Below are 15,257 nucleotides of genomic sequence, written 5' to 3'. Positions count from 1 at the left end.
CCATGGCACGATTCCCGGCCCACCAGAACCTGACCGCCCGGCGCGCGTTGCTGGCCCTCACGACCGCGGGCATCGCGGTGGGCGTGGGAGCGGCCTCGGCGGCCGCGGACACCGAACCCGTCGTCGACGTGGTCCGCACCAGGCCCACCTCACTGGGCAACGTCAACCCGCAGGCGGGCGTCCAGGCACTGACCGGGACCGTCGGTCACGTGACCGGGCCGGTCGCGGGCCTGAAGCCCAACCCGCTGGCCGGCACGGGTGTCGACCCTCTCGACAACGGACTCGCCACCCAGGTCGCCGACTTCCCCCCGCTGGCCACGACCATGCTGACGGCCCCGGTCGCCCAGGCCCAGTCGCTGGGCGCCGTTCCGGTGCTGGGACAGGTGACGGGCCTGCTGCACTGAGCCGTACAACAGCCCGCGGCGCGGCGGCGAGTCGCGCGAGGCCGAAGAGAGAGCCGCGCCTCCCCCGGACGGTGGGGAAGCGCGGCTCTCCCGTCTTCGGCGGCCGTCGGTACGACGGACGCGGTGGCCGTCAGTACGACGAGCCGGAGGCGCCCAGTGCGCCCGTGGGGTGCCAGACCGTCTTCGTTTCGAGGAAGGCGGTGAGGCGCTCGATGCCCGGTGCCGCAAAGTAATCCACAGCCTGTGGACGGACGACCCGCTTGAGGTTGTCCGCGGCCGCGACCTCCAGTTCCTTCGCGAGTACGTCGTCCGCGCCCGCGAGGTCGATCGCGTTGACGTCCTGGTGCGCGGCCAGCGGGGTCGCGATCTCCGCCGTCTTTCCGGAGAGGATGTTGACGACCCCGCCCGGAACGTCGGAGGTGGCCAGCACCTCGCCCAGCGACAGCGCCGGGAGCGGGGACCTCTCGCTCGCGACCACGATCACCGTGTTGCCGGTCGCGATCACCGGGGCGATCACCGAGACCAGACCGAGGAACGACGACTCCTGGGGGGCCAGGACCGTCACCACACCCGTCGGCTCGGGGGTGGAGAGGTTGAAGTACGGGCCCGCGACCGGGTTGCCGCCGCCCACGACCTGGGCGATCTTGTCGGTCCAGCCCGCGTACCAGACCCAGCGGTCGATCGCCGCGTCGACGACCCCCGCGGCCTTGGACTTCGAGAGTCCTTCCGAGTCCGCGACCTCCCGTACGAACTGGTCCCTGCGGCCCTCCAGCATCTCCGCGACGCGGTAGAGGACCTGGCCGCGGTTGTACGCGGTCGCGCCGGACCAGCCGCCGAAGGCCTTGCGGGCGGCGACGACCGCGTCACGGGCGTCCTTGCGGGAGGACAGCGGCGCGTTGGCCAGCCACTCGCCCTTCGAGTCCGTCACCTCGTACACCCGGCCGCTCTCGCTGCGGGGGAACTTGCCCCCGACGTACAGCTTGTAGGTCTTGAAGACGCTCAGGCGCTGCTGCTCCGCCTTTTCGGCGCTCTTGGGCTTCTCGGTGTTCTTGGGCTTCTCAGACATCGAGGTACGCCTCCAGGCCGTGGCGGCCGCCCTCGCGGCCGAAGCCCGACTCCTTGTAACCGCCGAACGGCGACGTGGGGTCGAACTTGTTGAACGTGTTGGACCAGATCACGCCCGCGCGCAGCTTGTTCGCGACGGCCAGGATCCGGGAGCCCTTCTCCGTCCAGATGCCCGCGGAGAGGCCGTACTGGCTGTTGTTGGCCTTGGCGACCGCCTCGTCCGGCGTGCGGAAGGAGAGGACGGACAGGACCGGGCCGAAGATCTCGTCGCGGGCGATCGTGTGCGCCTGGGTGACGTTCGTGAAGAGCGTCGGGGCGAACCAGTAGCCGGAGGAGGGGAGTTCGCAGGCCGGGGACCAGCGCTCGGCGCCCTCGGCCTCGCCCTGCTCGACGAGCGTGGTGATGCGCGAGAGCTGCTCGGCGGAGTTGATCGCGCCGATGTCCGTGTTCTTGTCGAGCGGGTCGCCGAGGCGCAGGGTCGACAGGCGCCGCTTCAGGGAGTCCAGCAGTTCGTCCTGGATCGACTCCTGGACGAGGAGGCGGGAGCCCGCGCAGCAGACCTGGCCCTGGTTGAAGAAGATGCCCGAGACGATGCCCTCGACGGCCTGGTCGATGGGGGCGTCGTCGAAGACGATGTTCGCGCCCTTGCCGCCCAGTTCGAGCGTGACCTTCTTGCTGGTGCCCGCCACTTGGCGCGCGATGGCCTTGCCGACGGCGGTGGAGCCGGTGAAGGCCACCTTGTTCACGTCCGGGTGCTCGACGAGCGCAGCGCCCGTGTCGCCGTACCCCGGAAGGATGTTGACGACGCCCTTGGGGAGGCCCGCCTGGCGGCAGATGTCCGCGAAGAACAGAGCGGACAGGGGGGTCGTCTCGGCGGGCTTCAGGACGACCGTGTTGCCGGTCGCAAGCGCCGGGGCGATCTTCCACGCCAGCATCAGGAGCGGGAAGTTCCAGGGGATGACCTGGCCCGCGACGCCGAGGGGCTGCGGGTTGGCGCCGAAGCCGGCGTGGTCGAGCTTGTCGGCCCAGCCCGCGTAGTAGAAGAAGTGCGCGGCGACCAGGGGGAGGTCCGCGTCGCGGGTCTCCTTGATCGGCTTGCCGTTGTCCAGCGTCTCCAGGACGGCCAGTTCGCGGCTGCGCTCCTGGATGACGCGGGCGATGCGGAAGAGGTACTTGGCGCGCTCGGAACCGGGGAGCGCGGACCACTTCCCGAAGGCCCTGCGGGCCGCCTTCACCGCGCGGTCGACGTCCGCCTCGCCCGCCTGGGCGATCTCGGAGAGGACCTCTTCGGTGGAGGGGGAGACCGTCTTGAAGACCTTGCCGTCCGCCGCCTCCACGAACTCGCCGTCGATGAACAGGCCGTACGAGGGCGCGATGTCGACGACGGAGCGTGACTCGGGCGCGGGTGCGTACGCGAAAGCGGACGACCGCTTTTCGATGTTTGCCGTGGTCTTCGTGTTCTCAGTGGTCATGGTGATCAGTCCACCGTCACGTAGTCGGGGCCGGAGTAACGGCCGGTGGCCAGCTTCTGCCGCTGCATCAGCAGATCGTTCAGGAGCGAGGACGCGCCGAAGCGGAACCAGTGGTTGTCCAGCCAGTCCTCGCCCGCGGTCTCGTTGACCACGACCAGGAACTTGATGGCGTCCTTGCTGGTGCGGATGCCGCCGGCGGGCTTCACGCCGACCTGCACACCGGTCTGGGCGCGGAAGTCGCGGACCGCCTCCAGCATGAGGAGAGTGTTCGAGGGCGTCGCGTTGACGGCGACCTTGCCCGTCGAGGTCTTGATGAAGTCCGCCCCCGCCAGCATGCCGAGCCAGCTCGCGCGGCGGATGTTGTCGTACGTCGACAGCTCGCCCGTCTCGAAGATGACCTTGAGGCGGGCCGCCCCGGAGGCCTCCTTCACGGCGACGATCTCCTCGTACACCTTCGCGTAGTTGCCCGCGAGGAACGCTCCGCGGTCGATGACCATGTCGATCTCGTCGGCGCCCGCCGCGACTGCGTCCCGCACGTCGGCCAGCTTCACGTCGAGCGCGGCGCGGCCGGCCGGGAAGGCGGTGGCGACGGAGGCGACCTTCACGCCGGAGCCGGCGACGGCCTCCTTGGCGGTGGCCACCATGTCGGGGTAGACGCAGACGGCGGCGGTCGACGGGGCCGTGCGGTCCGTGGGGTCCGGGCGGACCGCCTTGGCGCCGAGTGCCCGGACCTTGCCCGGGGTGTCCGCGCCTTCCAGCGTCGTCAGGTCGACCATCGAGATGGCGAGGTCGATGGCGTACGCCTTCGCGGTGGTCTTGATGGAACGGGTGCCGAGGGAGGCGGCGCGTGCCTCCAGGCCGACCGCGTCCACGCCGGGGAGCCCGTGGAGGAAGCGGCGCAGTGTGCTGTCGGACGTGGTCACGTCTGTGAGTGCGTGTGCTGCGGGTGCAGTGGTGGGCATGGTCACCAGACGAGCATATCTACGCGCGTAGCGGCTGTACAGCCCTGGGTTTGGGTGAGGGCGAGGGTGCGGGTGGGTGGGTGCGTGGGATTTCGCCCCCGCCGCCCTTACCCATTCCCTTCCCTTCCCTTACTCAGGGGCTCCGCCCCCGAACCCCCGCTCCTCAAACGCCGGAGGGGCTGAAAAGACAAGTGCCGGCGGGGCTGAATTGGACGCGCGCCCCAGCGGCTGGAAGCCACGTGCCGGAGGGGCTGGAAATCGGTCCCAGGTCGCGTCGGGCAGAATCGGGGGTATGACGACGCCCGACCAGCAGCCGACCGCGCCGGAGACACCGGATCCTCAGTTCAAGGATCGGGTCTATCGGTCGCCCTCCGGTATTGCGGGTGGGGTGCTGTTGCTCGCGATCGCGGGGTGGCTCGGGATCGATGCGCTGGTCACCGGGGAGGGGCGGGCGCCGTGGGTGGCGCTGGCCGCGTTGCTCTTTCTCGTTCCGCTGGTGCTCGCGTTCACCGTGCGTCCGGCCGTGTACGCCAACGAGCAGCGGCTGCGTGTCCGCAACCCCTTCCGGGTGATCGTGCTGCCCTGGGGGACGGTCGAGGGGTTCAGGTCGGGCTACTCGAACGAGGTGCTCGACAAGGCCGGCGCCAAGTACCAGGTGTGGGCCGTGCCCGTCTCGCTGCGGGGCCGCAAGCGGGCGGCGCGGCGGGAGGCGCGCGGGGAGGCCCGCGGGGCCGCGGAGGCAGCCCGTGGCGGTCAGCAGCACCATGCCGCGGCGGTGGCCACCGGACCCGTGCGCGCCGCGGGCGACCAGATCATGGAGGAGCTGCGCGAGCTGCTGGAGGCCCGGGGCAAGGATCCGCGGGCACAGGGCGAGGCGTCGGTGCGGTGGGCGTACGAGATCGTGGCGCCTGCGGCGGCCGGTGCTGTGCTGCTGGCGATTCTGCTGGCTGTGGGCTGAGGCCGCCGGGACCTGCTGGATGGTGTCGGTGAATTCCGTCACCGGCTGTCGAGTGGTGTGAGAGTCCCGGCGACGCGGTGTGCGGACGGCTTGTCGCTGGGACCGCGCGCCCACTTGGCTCTCGCTCGGCGATTCGCCGGCAGCATCCCGGCCGGCCGGGGCCGTCGGGCGTGCGCGCTCGGTCCTGGCGGTTTCTTGAAGGGGCTCTCGGTTTTCGTGGCCCGACGTCCCCGCCCGTTTGAGGCGATGGGCGCGTCCGGCCGTACGAGAGGGCGGCACCTCGGTGGGAGCGGAGCCGGTCCGGTGGCCCGGGCAGGGGCGTCCGGTCGCTACTGTCACCACCTGTGCCGGCGCCGGTGTCATCACCGGCGTTCCCACGCGATCCAGGAGTGCATGTGTCGTACGACGAGCCGCTGCGACTGCCCGTGGCCGCGATACCCGACGGCTGCAGGGACTGGACGGCCGGGCGGGCCGGCGTCTGGTCGGCCGCGCTGCCTCCGCGCTGGTCGTTCCTGGGGGTGCGCAGGTCGGTCGCGGCAGCCGTGTCCACCTTCGCGCTGTGCGCGGGCGCCTGGGCGGCGATGCTCGGCGGACTGTGGCCGTTCGTCGCCGCGGGATTCGCGGTGTACGTCCTGTGGGTGCTCGCACGCCCCGAGCTGGTCTGGGTCGGTGCGCCCGTCCTGCTGCTGGCGCTCGCCATGGAGGCGCGGTCGCTGCCGTGGGTCGTGACCGCCGTCGTGGCGTTCGTCGTGGTGGTCACCTGGGCCGCCGTCGCGGTACGCCTGCGGGCCCGGAGCGGCCAGCTCGAACGGGCGCTGGAGGCCGCCGGGGACATCACGGCACGTACCCCGGACGCGGACGCCGTGCTCCAGCGCGGCCGTTTCCTGCTCCCGCTCGGCCTCACGGTGCTCGGAATCGGCGTGCTCATCGGCGCCACCGCGGGCCTCTGGGGCACGCCCGACGACGAGCGGGGCTCCTGGGTCGTGGCCATCTACCTGGCCGGGCTCGCCGTGACCGCCCTGGCCTCGGCGTGGCTGGGCCGCCACCGGGCCCTCGCCCTGCGCCGGGCCCCCGCGCCCGTACTGCGCGTCCTCGTGCGCGACGACGCGCAGGGCACCACGGAGGTGTACGCGGCGGATGACCTCGCCGCGATGCGCCCGCTCTTCACGGTGGACCTGACGTCGTACGACGGTGAGGAAGCGGACGACGACGAGGACGAGGAGGACGAGGAGGACGCGGACGACGAGGAACTGGAGCGGCTCCTCGACGCGGTGGACGACGACACCCCCGGGCCGGTCCGCGAGGCCGTCCTCTACGGCGCTCCCTTCGACGGCGCCGAACTCGTGGTCGTCAGCGCTGACGAGGACCCGGACCAGCCGCCGCTCACGGAGTGGTCGACGGGACCGGTCCGGCCGTTGTCGCCGAGCGCGGGCATGAGACGGGTCGCCAAGGAGAAGGCCCGCGAGGAGCAGAACCGCCAACTGGAGGAACAGGCGAGGGAGTTGGTCGTCGACCGGCCGCCCGTCCCGGTCCGCCGCTGGCGTGCGGGCTGGCTCGACTGGGTGGCCGCGGCGCTGCTCGTGCTCTGGGGTGCCTGGTTCGTCACGATGTGGTTCTCCGAGTCCGGAGCGCCCCTGTGGAAACTGGCACTCCTCGGCGTACTCGGTCTCTACGGAGTCGTACGCGTCCCCGTGAAGCTCGCCTGGCGCATCACCGCCGACCGCTCGGGCCTGTGGGTCACCGGACTGCGCGGCCCCCGGCACGTCCCCTGGGACGACATCCGCTCCGTACGCCGTCAGTCCTTCGAACTGAAGCTCCGCTGGCGGGGCGACAACTGGTCGGTCGCCGCACCGCGCTGGGCGTGGTTCGAGCGGCGCCAGGGCCTGGTCCATCCCTACGACGCCCTGGCGGCCGAGCTCACGGCCATGCGTACGGATCCCGCGCTGCGGCCCACCGGAGAGAGCACCGCACCCGAACGGGGGCGCCCGCTCTGGCCGTTGGCCGTGGTGCTGGGGCTGGTGTGGGCTGCGGTTCTGGTGGTGTGGGGCTGAGGTGAGCGAGCGCGCGCGGCCCGTGCAACTGACGGGTCCGCGCGGCTCATGCCGCTCGTGTACGGCCGAAGTCGCCTGCGCGCGGCCGAAGTCGGTCATGCCCGACCGGCAACCTTCGCGGGAGTCGGCGGCGACCTGAGGGTGAAATCCCGTCCCCCACCAAGGGAGTTCACCGCGCACAGACACTTGGCGCGTCTGGTCACCGTTCTCGCCGCGCTGGTCGCGTTGGTCGCCTCGCCCCTCACGTCGGCGTCCCCGGCGAAGGCCGCCGACGTGTGGAACCCGCAACTACTCCCGCTGTCCGGGCGGCGCGGCCCGCCACTACGACCAGTCCCTCTGGCTCACCAAGGACTTCCAGGGCGGCGCCGGCGGCGACTGGGGCCAGCGCGTCGGCCAGGAGTACTTCACGGGCGCTCTGTCGCAGGAGAACATCCACCTGGGAACCGGAGGGTGCCCCGGCCTTCAGGCCGGGGGTGACTCCCGGTTCCCGCGTAGCGGGGCAGGAGAAGTCGTTACGCCTTCTGGGCGGAACGGCGTTCACCTTCCTCCACCGCACGCCGCACGAGCGACACCAGCCATGAGTTGAGGGAGCGGTCGTCTGCGGCGGCAAGTGCCTTGGTCCTGGCGTACAGGTCATCGGGAAGTCGAAGATTCAGCTTGATCATGCATCAATTCTGGCCCTAGGATGGGGCCATGTCCAGATTTCGTATGTACCCGACGCGTGCGCAGGAAGAGCAGATGCTCGAACACTGCGCGCACGCCCGGTACGTGTGGAACCTGGCCGTCGAGCAGCACTCGCACTGGTACAGGGGCCGCAAGGCCGCCCCCGGCTTCGCGGAACAGTGCCGCCAGCTCACCGAGGCCCGGCACGACAACGAATGGCTGCGCGCCGGGAACGCTGACGTCCAGCAGCAGGCACTCAAGGACTTCAACAAGGCCAAGGCCGCCCGCTTCGCATCCGGGTTCGGCGAGCCGACATGGCGCAAGAAGTTCGTGCACAACGGCTTCCGGGTCATCGGCACCGACCGCGTCCCGGAGCTCCAGGCGGACGGGTCACCGAAGCTCAACGCCAAGAGCAAGCAGGTCATGGGCCGCTCCGTCGTGGTGCAGAAGCTGAACCGGCACTGGGCGCAGGTGAAGGTACCCGGCTGCGGCTGGGTCCGCTTCCGCCTCACCCGAGGCGACCTGCCCACCGCGAAGACTTTCCGCGTCACCTGGCGCAACGGCCAGTGGCACATCGCCTTCGCGGTCATCCCCGCCCCCGTCCCCGCCCCCGGCACCGGCGAAGTCATCGGCATCGACAGGGGCGTGACGATCACCGCCGCACTGTCGGACGGCAGGAAACTGAACTGCCCGCAGCTCACCGTCAGGGAAGCTGCCCAGGTCCGCAAGCACCAGCGCCGCGCCGCTCGTGCACCCAGGGGCAGCGAGCGGAAGGCCGCCGGATACGCCGCCGTCGCACGGCTCAAGGCCCGCGAAGCGGACCGCCGCAAGGACTGGTGCGAGAAGAACAGCACGATGCTCTCCCGCACCTACGACGTGATCCGGTTCGAGAAGCTCAACATCAGGAACATGACCCGCTCGGCGAAAGGCACCGTCCAGGAGCCTGGCAGGAACGTGCGGCAGAAGAGCGGCCTGAACCGGGTCATCCTCGCCCAGGGCTGGGGCCTGCTCCGCCAGCGCACCGAGCACAAGGCCCTGGGCCGGGTCGAAGACGTCCCCGCCCCTTACACCAGCCTGCGATGCAGCGCCTGCGGATGGATCGACAAGAACTCGCGCAAGAGCCAAGCCGAATTCTGTTGCTCCTCCTGCGGTTTCACCTGCAACGCGGACACCAACGCAGCAACCAACGTCGCGGCAGGACAGGGCGGCATTCCCCGCCCCCGGAGCTCAGCCGGTGCCGGAGGGACGACACCGCCCACACAGCGGTCGAACGTCCGTGAACCTCAACCCACCCGGGTTGGAATCCCCCTCTTTTAAGAGGGGGAGGATGTCAAATCTACCTGCACGAGGTCGGCCACACCTTCGGCCTCGACGACTTCTACGACTGGACCCCGACCGGCCAGTGCTGCTTCCTCATGAAGGCGGGCAGCGCCGCTCAGATCACGGAGTTCGACAAGTGGATGTACCGGGACTTCTGGCGCCACTTGAAGAGCAGGTACGGCTTGTGACGCCTGGCTGCTGACAGGCGTGTCCGGCGGGGGCCGCGGTGGTAGGACCCGGCCCCCGTCGGGTATCCGTCCGGTCCTCAGATGCCCGCGGCCGCCGACAGGTCCCGCTTGATCGTCGTCAGGAGTTCCGTCGCCTTCGCGCGGGCCGCCGGGAGGTTGTCGTGGGTGCCCACCGGGACCACGACCTCCAGGTAGCACTTCAGCTTCGGCTCCGTACCGCTCGGGCGGACGATGACGCGGGCGCCGTCCAGCGTGTAGCGCAGGCCGTCGGTGGGCGGGAGCGTGTCCGTGCCCTTCGTCAGGTCCTCGGCCTTGGTGACGGACAGGCCCGCGAGCCGCGTGGGCGGCTGCTCGCGCAGACGGCGCATCGCGTCCGAGATGAGGGACAGGTCGTCCACGCGGACCGAGAGCTGGTCCGTGGCGTGCAGGCCGTGCTCGACCGCGAGGTCGTCGAGGAGGTCGAGGAGGGTGCGGCCCCCGGACTTGAGCTCCGAGGCCAGTTCCGTGATCAGGAGGGCCGCCGTGATGCCGTCCTTGTCCCGTACGCCCTCGGGGTCGACGCAGTAGCCCAGCGCCTCCTCGTAGCCGTACCGCAGGTCCTCCACGCGGGCGATCCACTTGAAGCCCGTCAGCGTCTCCTCGTACGGCAGGCCCGCCTTCTGGGCGATCCGGCCGAGGAGGGAGGACGAGACGATCGACTCCGCGAACGTGCCGCGTGCGCCCCTGCGGACGAGGTGCTCGGCGAGGAGCGCGCCCACCTCGTCGCCGCGCAGCATGCGCCAGTCCCCGCCGTCCTTGACGGCCGCCGCGCAGCGGTCCGCGTCCGGGTCGTTCGCGATGATCAGGTCCGGGTCCGTCTCGCGGGCCTTCGCGAAGGCCAGGTCCATCGCGCCGGGCTCTTCCGGGTTGGGGAAGGCGACGGTCGGGAAGTCCGGGTCGGGCTCGGCCTGTTCGGCGACGAGGACCGGTTCCGGGAAGCCGGCCCGGGCGAACGCCGCCAGGAGGGTCTCCTTGCCGACACCGTGCATCGCCGTGTAGACCGTGCGGGCCGTACGCGGGGAGCCGGCGGCCAGCACCTCGTCCGTACGGGCCAGATAGGCGTCCAGGACACCCTCGTCGAGGGTCTCCCAGCCGCTGTCCGGGCGGGGGACGTCGGCCAGGCTCGTGATCGCGGCGATCTCCGCGGCGATCTCGGCGTCCGCCGGGGGCACGATCTGGGAGCCGTCGCCGAGGTAGACCTTGTAGCCGTTGTCGCGCGGCGGGTTGTGGCTGGCCGTCACCTCGACGCCCGCCACCGCGCCCAAGTGCCTTATGGCGTAAGCCAGTACGGGGGTCGGGAGGGGGCGGGGGAGTACGGCTGCGCGCAGGCCCGCGCCCGTCATGACCGCCGCCGTGTCGCGGGCGAAGTCGGCGGACTTGTGGCGGGCGTCGTAGCCCACGACGACCAGGCCGCCGGTCCGGCCCTTCGCCTTGAGGTACGCGGCGAGCCCCGCGGCGGCGCGGATGACGACCGAGCGGTTCATCCGCATCGGGCCGGCGCCGAGTTCGCCGCGCAGGCCGGCCGTGCCGAACTGGAGGGTGCCGCTGAAGCGTGCGGTGAGCTCCGCCGTGTCCTCGGCGTCGATCAGCTTGGCGAGTTCCTCACGGGTTTCCGCGTCGGGGTCCTCGGCCAGCCATGCCTTGGCCCGTGCGGTGAGTCCGTCCTGCACGTCGGGTCAACCTCTCTCTTTGTCCTGGTGGCCTGTGGCGCCGCGTAGCCGTCCCGTTCCCGGGGGCTGCGTCCCCAGACCCCCTTTATCGGCCTGAACGGCCTCGTCCTCAAACGCCGGACGGGCTGAATGGGTCGGCCCGGGCCGCGAAGTCTTCAGCCCCTCCGGCGGTTGAGGAGCGGGGGTTCGGGGGCCGGCCCCCGAGTAAGTGACGGGAACTACAGCCGGTCCAGGACCTGGGTCAGCAGGGCACCCATGTGGGTGGCGGAGTCGCGGCCCGCCTGGAGGACCTCCTCGTGGTTGAGGGGCTCCCCGGTCATCCCGGCGGCGAGGTTGGTGACGAGGGAGATGCCGAGCACCTCCGCACCGGCCTCACGCGCCGCGATGGCCTCAAGAGTCGTCGACATCCCCACCAGGTCCGCCCCGATGACCCGCGCCATCCGAATCTCCGCGGGCGTCTCATAGTGCGGCCCGGGGAACTGCGCGTACACCCCCTCCTCAAGGGTCCCGTCGATCTCCTTGCACAGCGCGCGCAGCCGCGGCGAGTACAGATCCGTCAGATCGACGAAGTTCGCGCCGACGATCGGCGACGCCGCCGTCAGGTTGATGTGGTCGCTGATGAGGACCGGCTGCCCGGGCCGCATGCCCTCGCGCAGCCCCCCGCAGCCGTTGGTCAGCACGATTGTCTTGCAGCCGGCGGCCACGGCGGTACGGACGCCGTGCGCGACGGCGGCGACACCGCGGCCCTCGTAGAAGTGGGTGCGGCCCAGGAACACGAGCGCGCGCTTGTCGCCGATCTCGTACGAGCGGACCTTGCCGCCGTGTCCCTCGACCGCCGGCGGCGGGAAGCCGGGCAGCTCGGTGACCTGGAACTCGGCCGCGGGGTCGCCGAGGGCATCCACGGCCGGTGCCCAGCCGGAGCCCATCACGAGAGCGACGTCGTGGGTCTCGGCGCCCGTCAGTTCCCGTACGCGCACGGCGGCGGCGTCGGCGGCGGCGTACGGGTCGCCCTGGATGTCGTCCGGAAGAAGAGATGCGTTCACGCGCACGAGGGTAGCCGGTCCGGGCCTACGCGCGTAGATGGTGATGGTCACGGGATTGCGATCGTTGTCTTGTTGTTTCCGCCGAAGACCGCGAGGGCCGCCCGGGGACGGGCGCCCGTGCGGGAGCCGAACGCGGGGCCCGTGCGTCAGCAGGGACGCTTGCGCAGCTCCATCACGTAGTCGTGGGGGGCGCCCGCCGATTCCGCCGCGTCAGCGATCTCGCCGAGGTAGCGGGCCGAGGGGAGCCCTCCCTCGTAGCCGTTGAGGACGTAGACCCACGCGGCCTCCTCGCCCTCCAGCGTGTGGATCCGTACCCGCATCCGCCGGTAGACGTCCAGGCCGACGCCCTCCCAGCGGTCCATGGACTCCTCGTCCGGGGGTGCGATGTCGTACAGGGCGACGAAGACCTGCGAGCGCGGGGCCTCGACGATGGTGGCCAGCGCGCCCTCCCAGCCCATGTGCTCGCCGCCGAACGTCAGCCGCCAGCCGTTCAGCCACCCCGTGGCGCGCAGCGGCGAGTGCGGGGCGCGGCGCGTCATGAGCCGCGGGTCGAGATTGCCGGCGTACGCGGCGTAGAGCGACATGGATCGAGGGTACGGCAGCGAACGCTTACGCCTCTCCCGTAACCGGAGCACCCGGATTTCGTATCCGGGCCGTCGGGAGCCCGTACCCGCACCGCCCGGATCCCGTGATCCTCGTCCCGTCGGCGGCCCCCCGGGCGGAAGCACCTTGAAGCGTGCGGGACAATGGAGTACGTGACTCGGATCGTGATCATTGGTGGCGGACCCGGCGGATACGAGGCGGCCCTGGTGGCCGCCCAGCTCGGCGCGGAGGTGACCGTCGTCGACTGCGACGGTCTGGGCGGGGCGTCGGTGCTCACCGACTGCGTCCCGTCGAAGACCCTGATCGCGACGGCGGAGGTGATGACCACCTTCGACTCGTCGTACGAGGAGCTGGGGATCATCGTCGCCGATGACACTCCTCACATCGACACGCCCGCGCGGGTCGTCGGTGTCGACCTCGGGAAGGTCAACCGCCGTGTGAAGCGGCTCGCGCTCGCCCAGTCGCACGACATCACCGCCTCCGTGACGCGCGCCGGCGCCCGCGTCCTGCGCGGCCGCGGGCGGCTCGAGGGCATGCAGGCACTGGACGGCTCGCGCAAGGTCGTCGTACGGGCCGCCGACGGCAGCGAGGAGACGCTCGTCGCCGACGCCGTGCTCATCGCCACCGGCGGGCACCCCCGTGAGCTGCCCGACGCGCAGCCGGACGGGGAGCGGATCCTCAACTGGACGCAGGTCTACGACCTCGACGAGCTGCCCGAGGAGCTCATCGTCGTCGGGTCCGGTGTCACCGGTGCCGAGTTCGCCGGCGCCTACCAGGCCCTCGGCTCGCGGGTCACGCTCGTCTCCAGCCGCGACCGCGTGCTGCCGGGCGAGGACCCGGACGCGGCCGCCGTCCTGGAGGACGTGTTCCGCCGGCGCGGGATGAACGTCATGGCCCGCTCGCGCGCCGCGTCCGCCAAGCGTGTCGGCGACCGCGTCGAGGTGACGCTCGCCGACGGCCGGGTCATCACCGGCTCGCACTGTCTGATGGCCGTAGGCGCCATCCCCAACAGCCACGGCATGGGTCTCGAAGAAGCCGGGGTCAAGGTCCGGGAGTCCGGCCACATCTGGACCGACAGGGTCTCCAGGACCTCCGCCCCGGGCGTGTACGCCGCCGGTGACGTGACCGGCGTCTTCGCGCTCGCCTCCGTGGCCGCCATGCAGGGCCGAATCGCCATGTACCACTTCCTCGGCGACGCGGTCGCCCCGCTGAACCTCAAGACGGTCTCGTCGAACGTCTTCACCGACCCCGAGATCGCCACCGTCGGTTACTCCCAGGCGGATGTCGACGGCGGCGTGATCGACGCCCGGGTCGTCAAGCTGCCCCTGCTGCGCAACCCGCGCGCCAAGATGCAGGGCATCCGTGACGGCTTCGTCAAGATCTTCTGCCGCCCGGGCACCGGGATCGTCGTCGGCGGTGTCGTCGTCTCGCCGCGCGCCTCGGAACTCATCCACCCGATCTCGCTCGCGGTCGACAACAACCTGACCGTCGAACAGATCGCGAACGCCTTCACCGTGTACCCGTCCCTGTCGGGCTCGATCGCCGAGGTGGCCCGGCAGCTGCACACCCGGAAGACCGAGGGCGAATCCTGACGGCGAAAGACGGTTCCCCGCTGGTCACGGGGACCGTCGGCCCTTGGTGACGGTGAGTCGCGGCCCATTCGTACGGCATAGGCGCCGCGATTAGGCGCGTATACCACTTCGTGCCCTGCGGTGCGAACAACTTCTGTTATTCGGCGCAAACTGCTGAAAGCAGACGGTCGTTGGGGTTACTGTCAGTTTCGTGTTCGCTGCAGAACGTCGCCAATTGATCCTCGAAATGGTGCGAGCGAATGGGGCCGTGTCGCTCCGTGAGCTCGCCCGCGTCGTCCAGACCTCCGAAGTGACCGTACGGCGGGACGTGCGCGCACTGGAGGCAGAAGGACTCCTCGACCGCCGGCATGGCGGTGCGGTATTGCCGGGCGGGTTCACGCGGGAGTCCGGCTTTCCGCAGAAATCTCATCTCGCGACCGCCGAGAAGACGGCCATCGCCGATCTCGCCGCAAGTCTCGTCGAAGAGGGCGAGGCCATTGTGGTGGGGGCGGGAACCACGACACAGGAGCTGGCCCGCCGGCTCGCGCGGGTCCCCGGTCTGACCGTCGTCACCAACTCCCTGCTGGTGGCCCAGGCGCTGGCCCACGCCAACCGCGTGGAGGTCGTGATGACCGGCGGCACCCTGCGCGGTTCCAACTACGCCCTGGTCGGCAGCGGGGCCGAGCAGTCCCTCCAGGGGCTGCGGGTCTCCCGGGCCTTCCTGTCGGGGAGCGGACTGACCGCCGAGCGCGGCCTGTCCACCTCCAACATGCTGTCGGCGTCCGTCGACCGCGCGCTGGTGCAGGCGGCCGCCGAGGTCGTCGTCCTCGCCGACCACACCAAGCTCGGCACCGACACGATGTTCCAGACCGTGCCGACCGACGTGATCACCCGGCTCGTCACCGACGAGCCACCCGCCCACGACGACCGCGCGGGCACCGAACTGCAGGCCCTGGCGGATCAGGGCGTACAGATCGCGGTGGCCGGAGCCGGTGGTGCGGGCGGGGATACGGTCCCGGCGGGGCGTCAGCCGCCACGCCGGGACGTGCCGCTCCCCGGCCCCAGGCGTGGCCAGGTCCCCGGCGGAGGCCCGCAGTTGCGCAGTGCGGCCGCGGTGCTGGGGGAACGGGAACAGCCCCAGAGCGAGCGGGCGCGGGTCGCGGACCTGCGCCGACGCTGACGGGCAGCCGGCCGGCCCGGATCCTGACGGACGACGGTCCAGTTCGTACGTCAGGAAGCGCGGCCACG

Annotated in this window: 13 protein-coding genes; 6 read left to right on the top strand and 7 right to left on the bottom strand. The window is 71.0% G+C overall.

The window, feature by feature from the left end:
* The first annotated feature begins 2 nt into the window (after positions 1 to 2).
* Positions 3 to 404, top strand: a complete 402-nt coding sequence (locus tag QF035_RS20540) for a hypothetical protein (RefSeq protein WP_307521892.1) — start codon at positions 3 to 5, stop codon at positions 402 to 404.
* A 130-nt stretch (positions 405 to 534) separates the two neighbouring features.
* On the opposite strand, the gene QF035_RS20535 is transcribed toward QF035_RS20540, so the two are convergent.
* From QF035_RS20535 to deoC, 3 genes are read right to left on the bottom strand one after another with little or no spacing between them, the layout of a single operon-like run.
* Positions 535 to 1,470 carry an aldehyde dehydrogenase family protein gene (locus QF035_RS20535; protein WP_307521891.1) on the bottom strand — a complete coding sequence of 312 codons (936 nt, stop codon included), beginning with the start codon at positions 1,468 to 1,470 and terminating at the stop codon, positions 535 to 537.
* A complete protein-coding gene (locus QF035_RS20530) occupies positions 1,463 to 2,941 on the bottom strand; it encodes an aldehyde dehydrogenase family protein (protein ID WP_307521890.1) in 1,479 nt (492 codons plus the stop codon). The genes QF035_RS20535 and QF035_RS20530 overlap by 8 nt, the downstream gene beginning before the upstream one ends.
* A 5-nt stretch (positions 2,942 to 2,946) precedes the next feature.
* Positions 2,947 to 3,903, bottom strand: a complete 957-nt coding sequence (gene deoC / locus QF035_RS20525; protein WP_307531258.1) for a deoxyribose-phosphate aldolase — start codon at positions 3,901 to 3,903, stop codon at positions 2,947 to 2,949.
* A 292-nt stretch (positions 3,904 to 4,195) separates the two neighbouring features.
* Between deoC and QF035_RS20520 the strand changes: the two genes are divergently transcribed.
* Both QF035_RS20520 and QF035_RS20515 read left to right on the top strand, forming a co-directional pair.
* Positions 4,196 to 4,861 (top strand): PH domain-containing protein, encoded by a 666-nt coding sequence (locus tag QF035_RS20520; protein WP_307521889.1) that lies wholly within the window; start codon positions 4,196 to 4,198, stop codon positions 4,859 to 4,861.
* Positions 4,862 to 5,256: 395 nt separating this feature from the next.
* On the top strand, positions 5,257 to 6,912 hold the full coding sequence (locus tag QF035_RS20515; RefSeq protein WP_307521888.1) for a hypothetical protein: 1,656 nt from the start codon (positions 5,257 to 5,259) through the stop codon (positions 6,910 to 6,912).
* A 512-nt stretch (positions 6,913 to 7,424) separates the two neighbouring features.
* Here the strand turns inward: QF035_RS20515 and QF035_RS20510 are convergent.
* Positions 7,425 to 7,577, bottom strand: coding sequence for a toxin-antitoxin system HicB family antitoxin (locus QF035_RS20510; protein ID WP_307521887.1), 153 nt, complete (start codon positions 7,575 to 7,577; stop codon positions 7,425 to 7,427).
* 28 nt (positions 7,578 to 7,605) lie between these two features.
* On the opposite strand from QF035_RS20510, the gene QF035_RS20505 reads away from it, so the two are divergent.
* Positions 7,606 to 8,892, top strand: a complete 1,287-nt coding sequence (locus QF035_RS20505) for an RNA-guided endonuclease InsQ/TnpB family protein (RefSeq protein ID WP_307521886.1) — start codon at positions 7,606 to 7,608, stop codon at positions 8,890 to 8,892.
* Between the two features lie 268 nt (positions 8,893 to 9,160).
* Here the strand turns inward: QF035_RS20505 and QF035_RS20500 are convergent, their stop codons facing one another.
* From QF035_RS20500 to QF035_RS20490, 3 genes are all read right to left on the bottom strand, one after another.
* Complete coding sequence (locus tag QF035_RS20500; protein WP_307521885.1) at positions 9,161 to 10,792, bottom strand: phospho-sugar mutase; 1,632 nt, start codon at positions 10,790 to 10,792, stop codon at positions 9,161 to 9,163.
* Positions 10,793 to 11,010: 218 nt separating this feature from the next.
* Entirely contained in the window at positions 11,011 to 11,835 is an 825-nt protein-coding gene (locus QF035_RS20495) for a purine-nucleoside phosphorylase (protein WP_307521884.1), read from the bottom strand.
* 146 nt (positions 11,836 to 11,981) lie between these two features.
* The gene (locus QF035_RS20490) at positions 11,982 to 12,419 is read right to left on the bottom strand and encodes a gamma-glutamylcyclotransferase (protein WP_055615596.1); all 438 of its coding nucleotides are present in this window, start codon (positions 12,417 to 12,419) and stop codon (positions 11,982 to 11,984) included.
* A 162-nt stretch (positions 12,420 to 12,581) separates the two neighbouring features.
* Between QF035_RS20490 and QF035_RS20485 the strand changes: the two genes are divergently transcribed.
* Together QF035_RS20485 and QF035_RS20480 are read left to right on the top strand one after the other, a co-directional pair.
* Positions 12,582 to 14,030 (top strand): NAD(P)H-quinone dehydrogenase, encoded by a 1,449-nt coding sequence (locus QF035_RS20485; RefSeq protein ID WP_307521882.1) that lies wholly within the window; start codon positions 12,582 to 12,584, stop codon positions 14,028 to 14,030.
* A gap of 190 nt (positions 14,031 to 14,220) precedes the next feature.
* The gene (locus QF035_RS20480; protein WP_307521881.1) at positions 14,221 to 15,189 is read left to right on the top strand and encodes a DeoR/GlpR family DNA-binding transcription regulator; all 969 of its coding nucleotides are present in this window, start codon (positions 14,221 to 14,223) and stop codon (positions 15,187 to 15,189) included.
* The last annotated feature ends 68 nt before the right edge of the window (positions 15,190 to 15,257 follow it).

This window comes from Streptomyces umbrinus, from assembly GCF_030817415.1.
In the GTDB taxonomy this organism is placed as follows: domain Bacteria; phylum Actinomycetota; class Actinomycetes; order Streptomycetales; family Streptomycetaceae; genus Streptomyces; species Streptomyces umbrinus_A.
This window is presented reverse-complemented; position numbering and strand designations above follow the sequence as displayed.

Coding starts and splice junctions, on each gene's coding strand:
- QF035_RS20485 (WP_307521882.1), top strand. CDS start 12,582: ATGGAGTACGTGACTCGGATCGTGATCATTGGTGGCGGACCCGGCGGA.
- QF035_RS20540 (WP_307521892.1), top strand. CDS start 3: ATGGCACGATTCCCGGCCCACCAGAACCTGACCGCCCGGCGCGCGTTG.
- deoC (WP_307531258.1), bottom strand. CDS start 3,903: ATGCCCACCACTGCACCCGCAGCACACGCACTCACAGACGTGACCACG.
- QF035_RS20510 (WP_307521887.1), bottom strand. CDS start 7,577: ATGATCAAGCTGAATCTTCGACTTCCCGATGACCTGTACGCCAGGACC.
- QF035_RS20520 (WP_307521889.1), top strand. CDS start 4,196: ATGACGACGCCCGACCAGCAGCCGACCGCGCCGGAGACACCGGATCCT.
- QF035_RS20535 (WP_307521891.1), bottom strand. CDS start 1,470: ATGTCTGAGAAGCCCAAGAACACCGAGAAGCCCAAGAGCGCCGAAAAG.
- QF035_RS20490 (WP_055615596.1), bottom strand. CDS start 12,419: ATGTCGCTCTACGCCGCGTACGCCGGCAATCTCGACCCGCGGCTCATG.
- QF035_RS20530 (WP_307521890.1), bottom strand. CDS start 2,941: ATGACCACTGAGAACACGAAGACCACGGCAAACATCGAAAAGCGGTCG.
- QF035_RS20505 (WP_307521886.1), top strand. CDS start 7,606: ATGTCCAGATTTCGTATGTACCCGACGCGTGCGCAGGAAGAGCAGATG.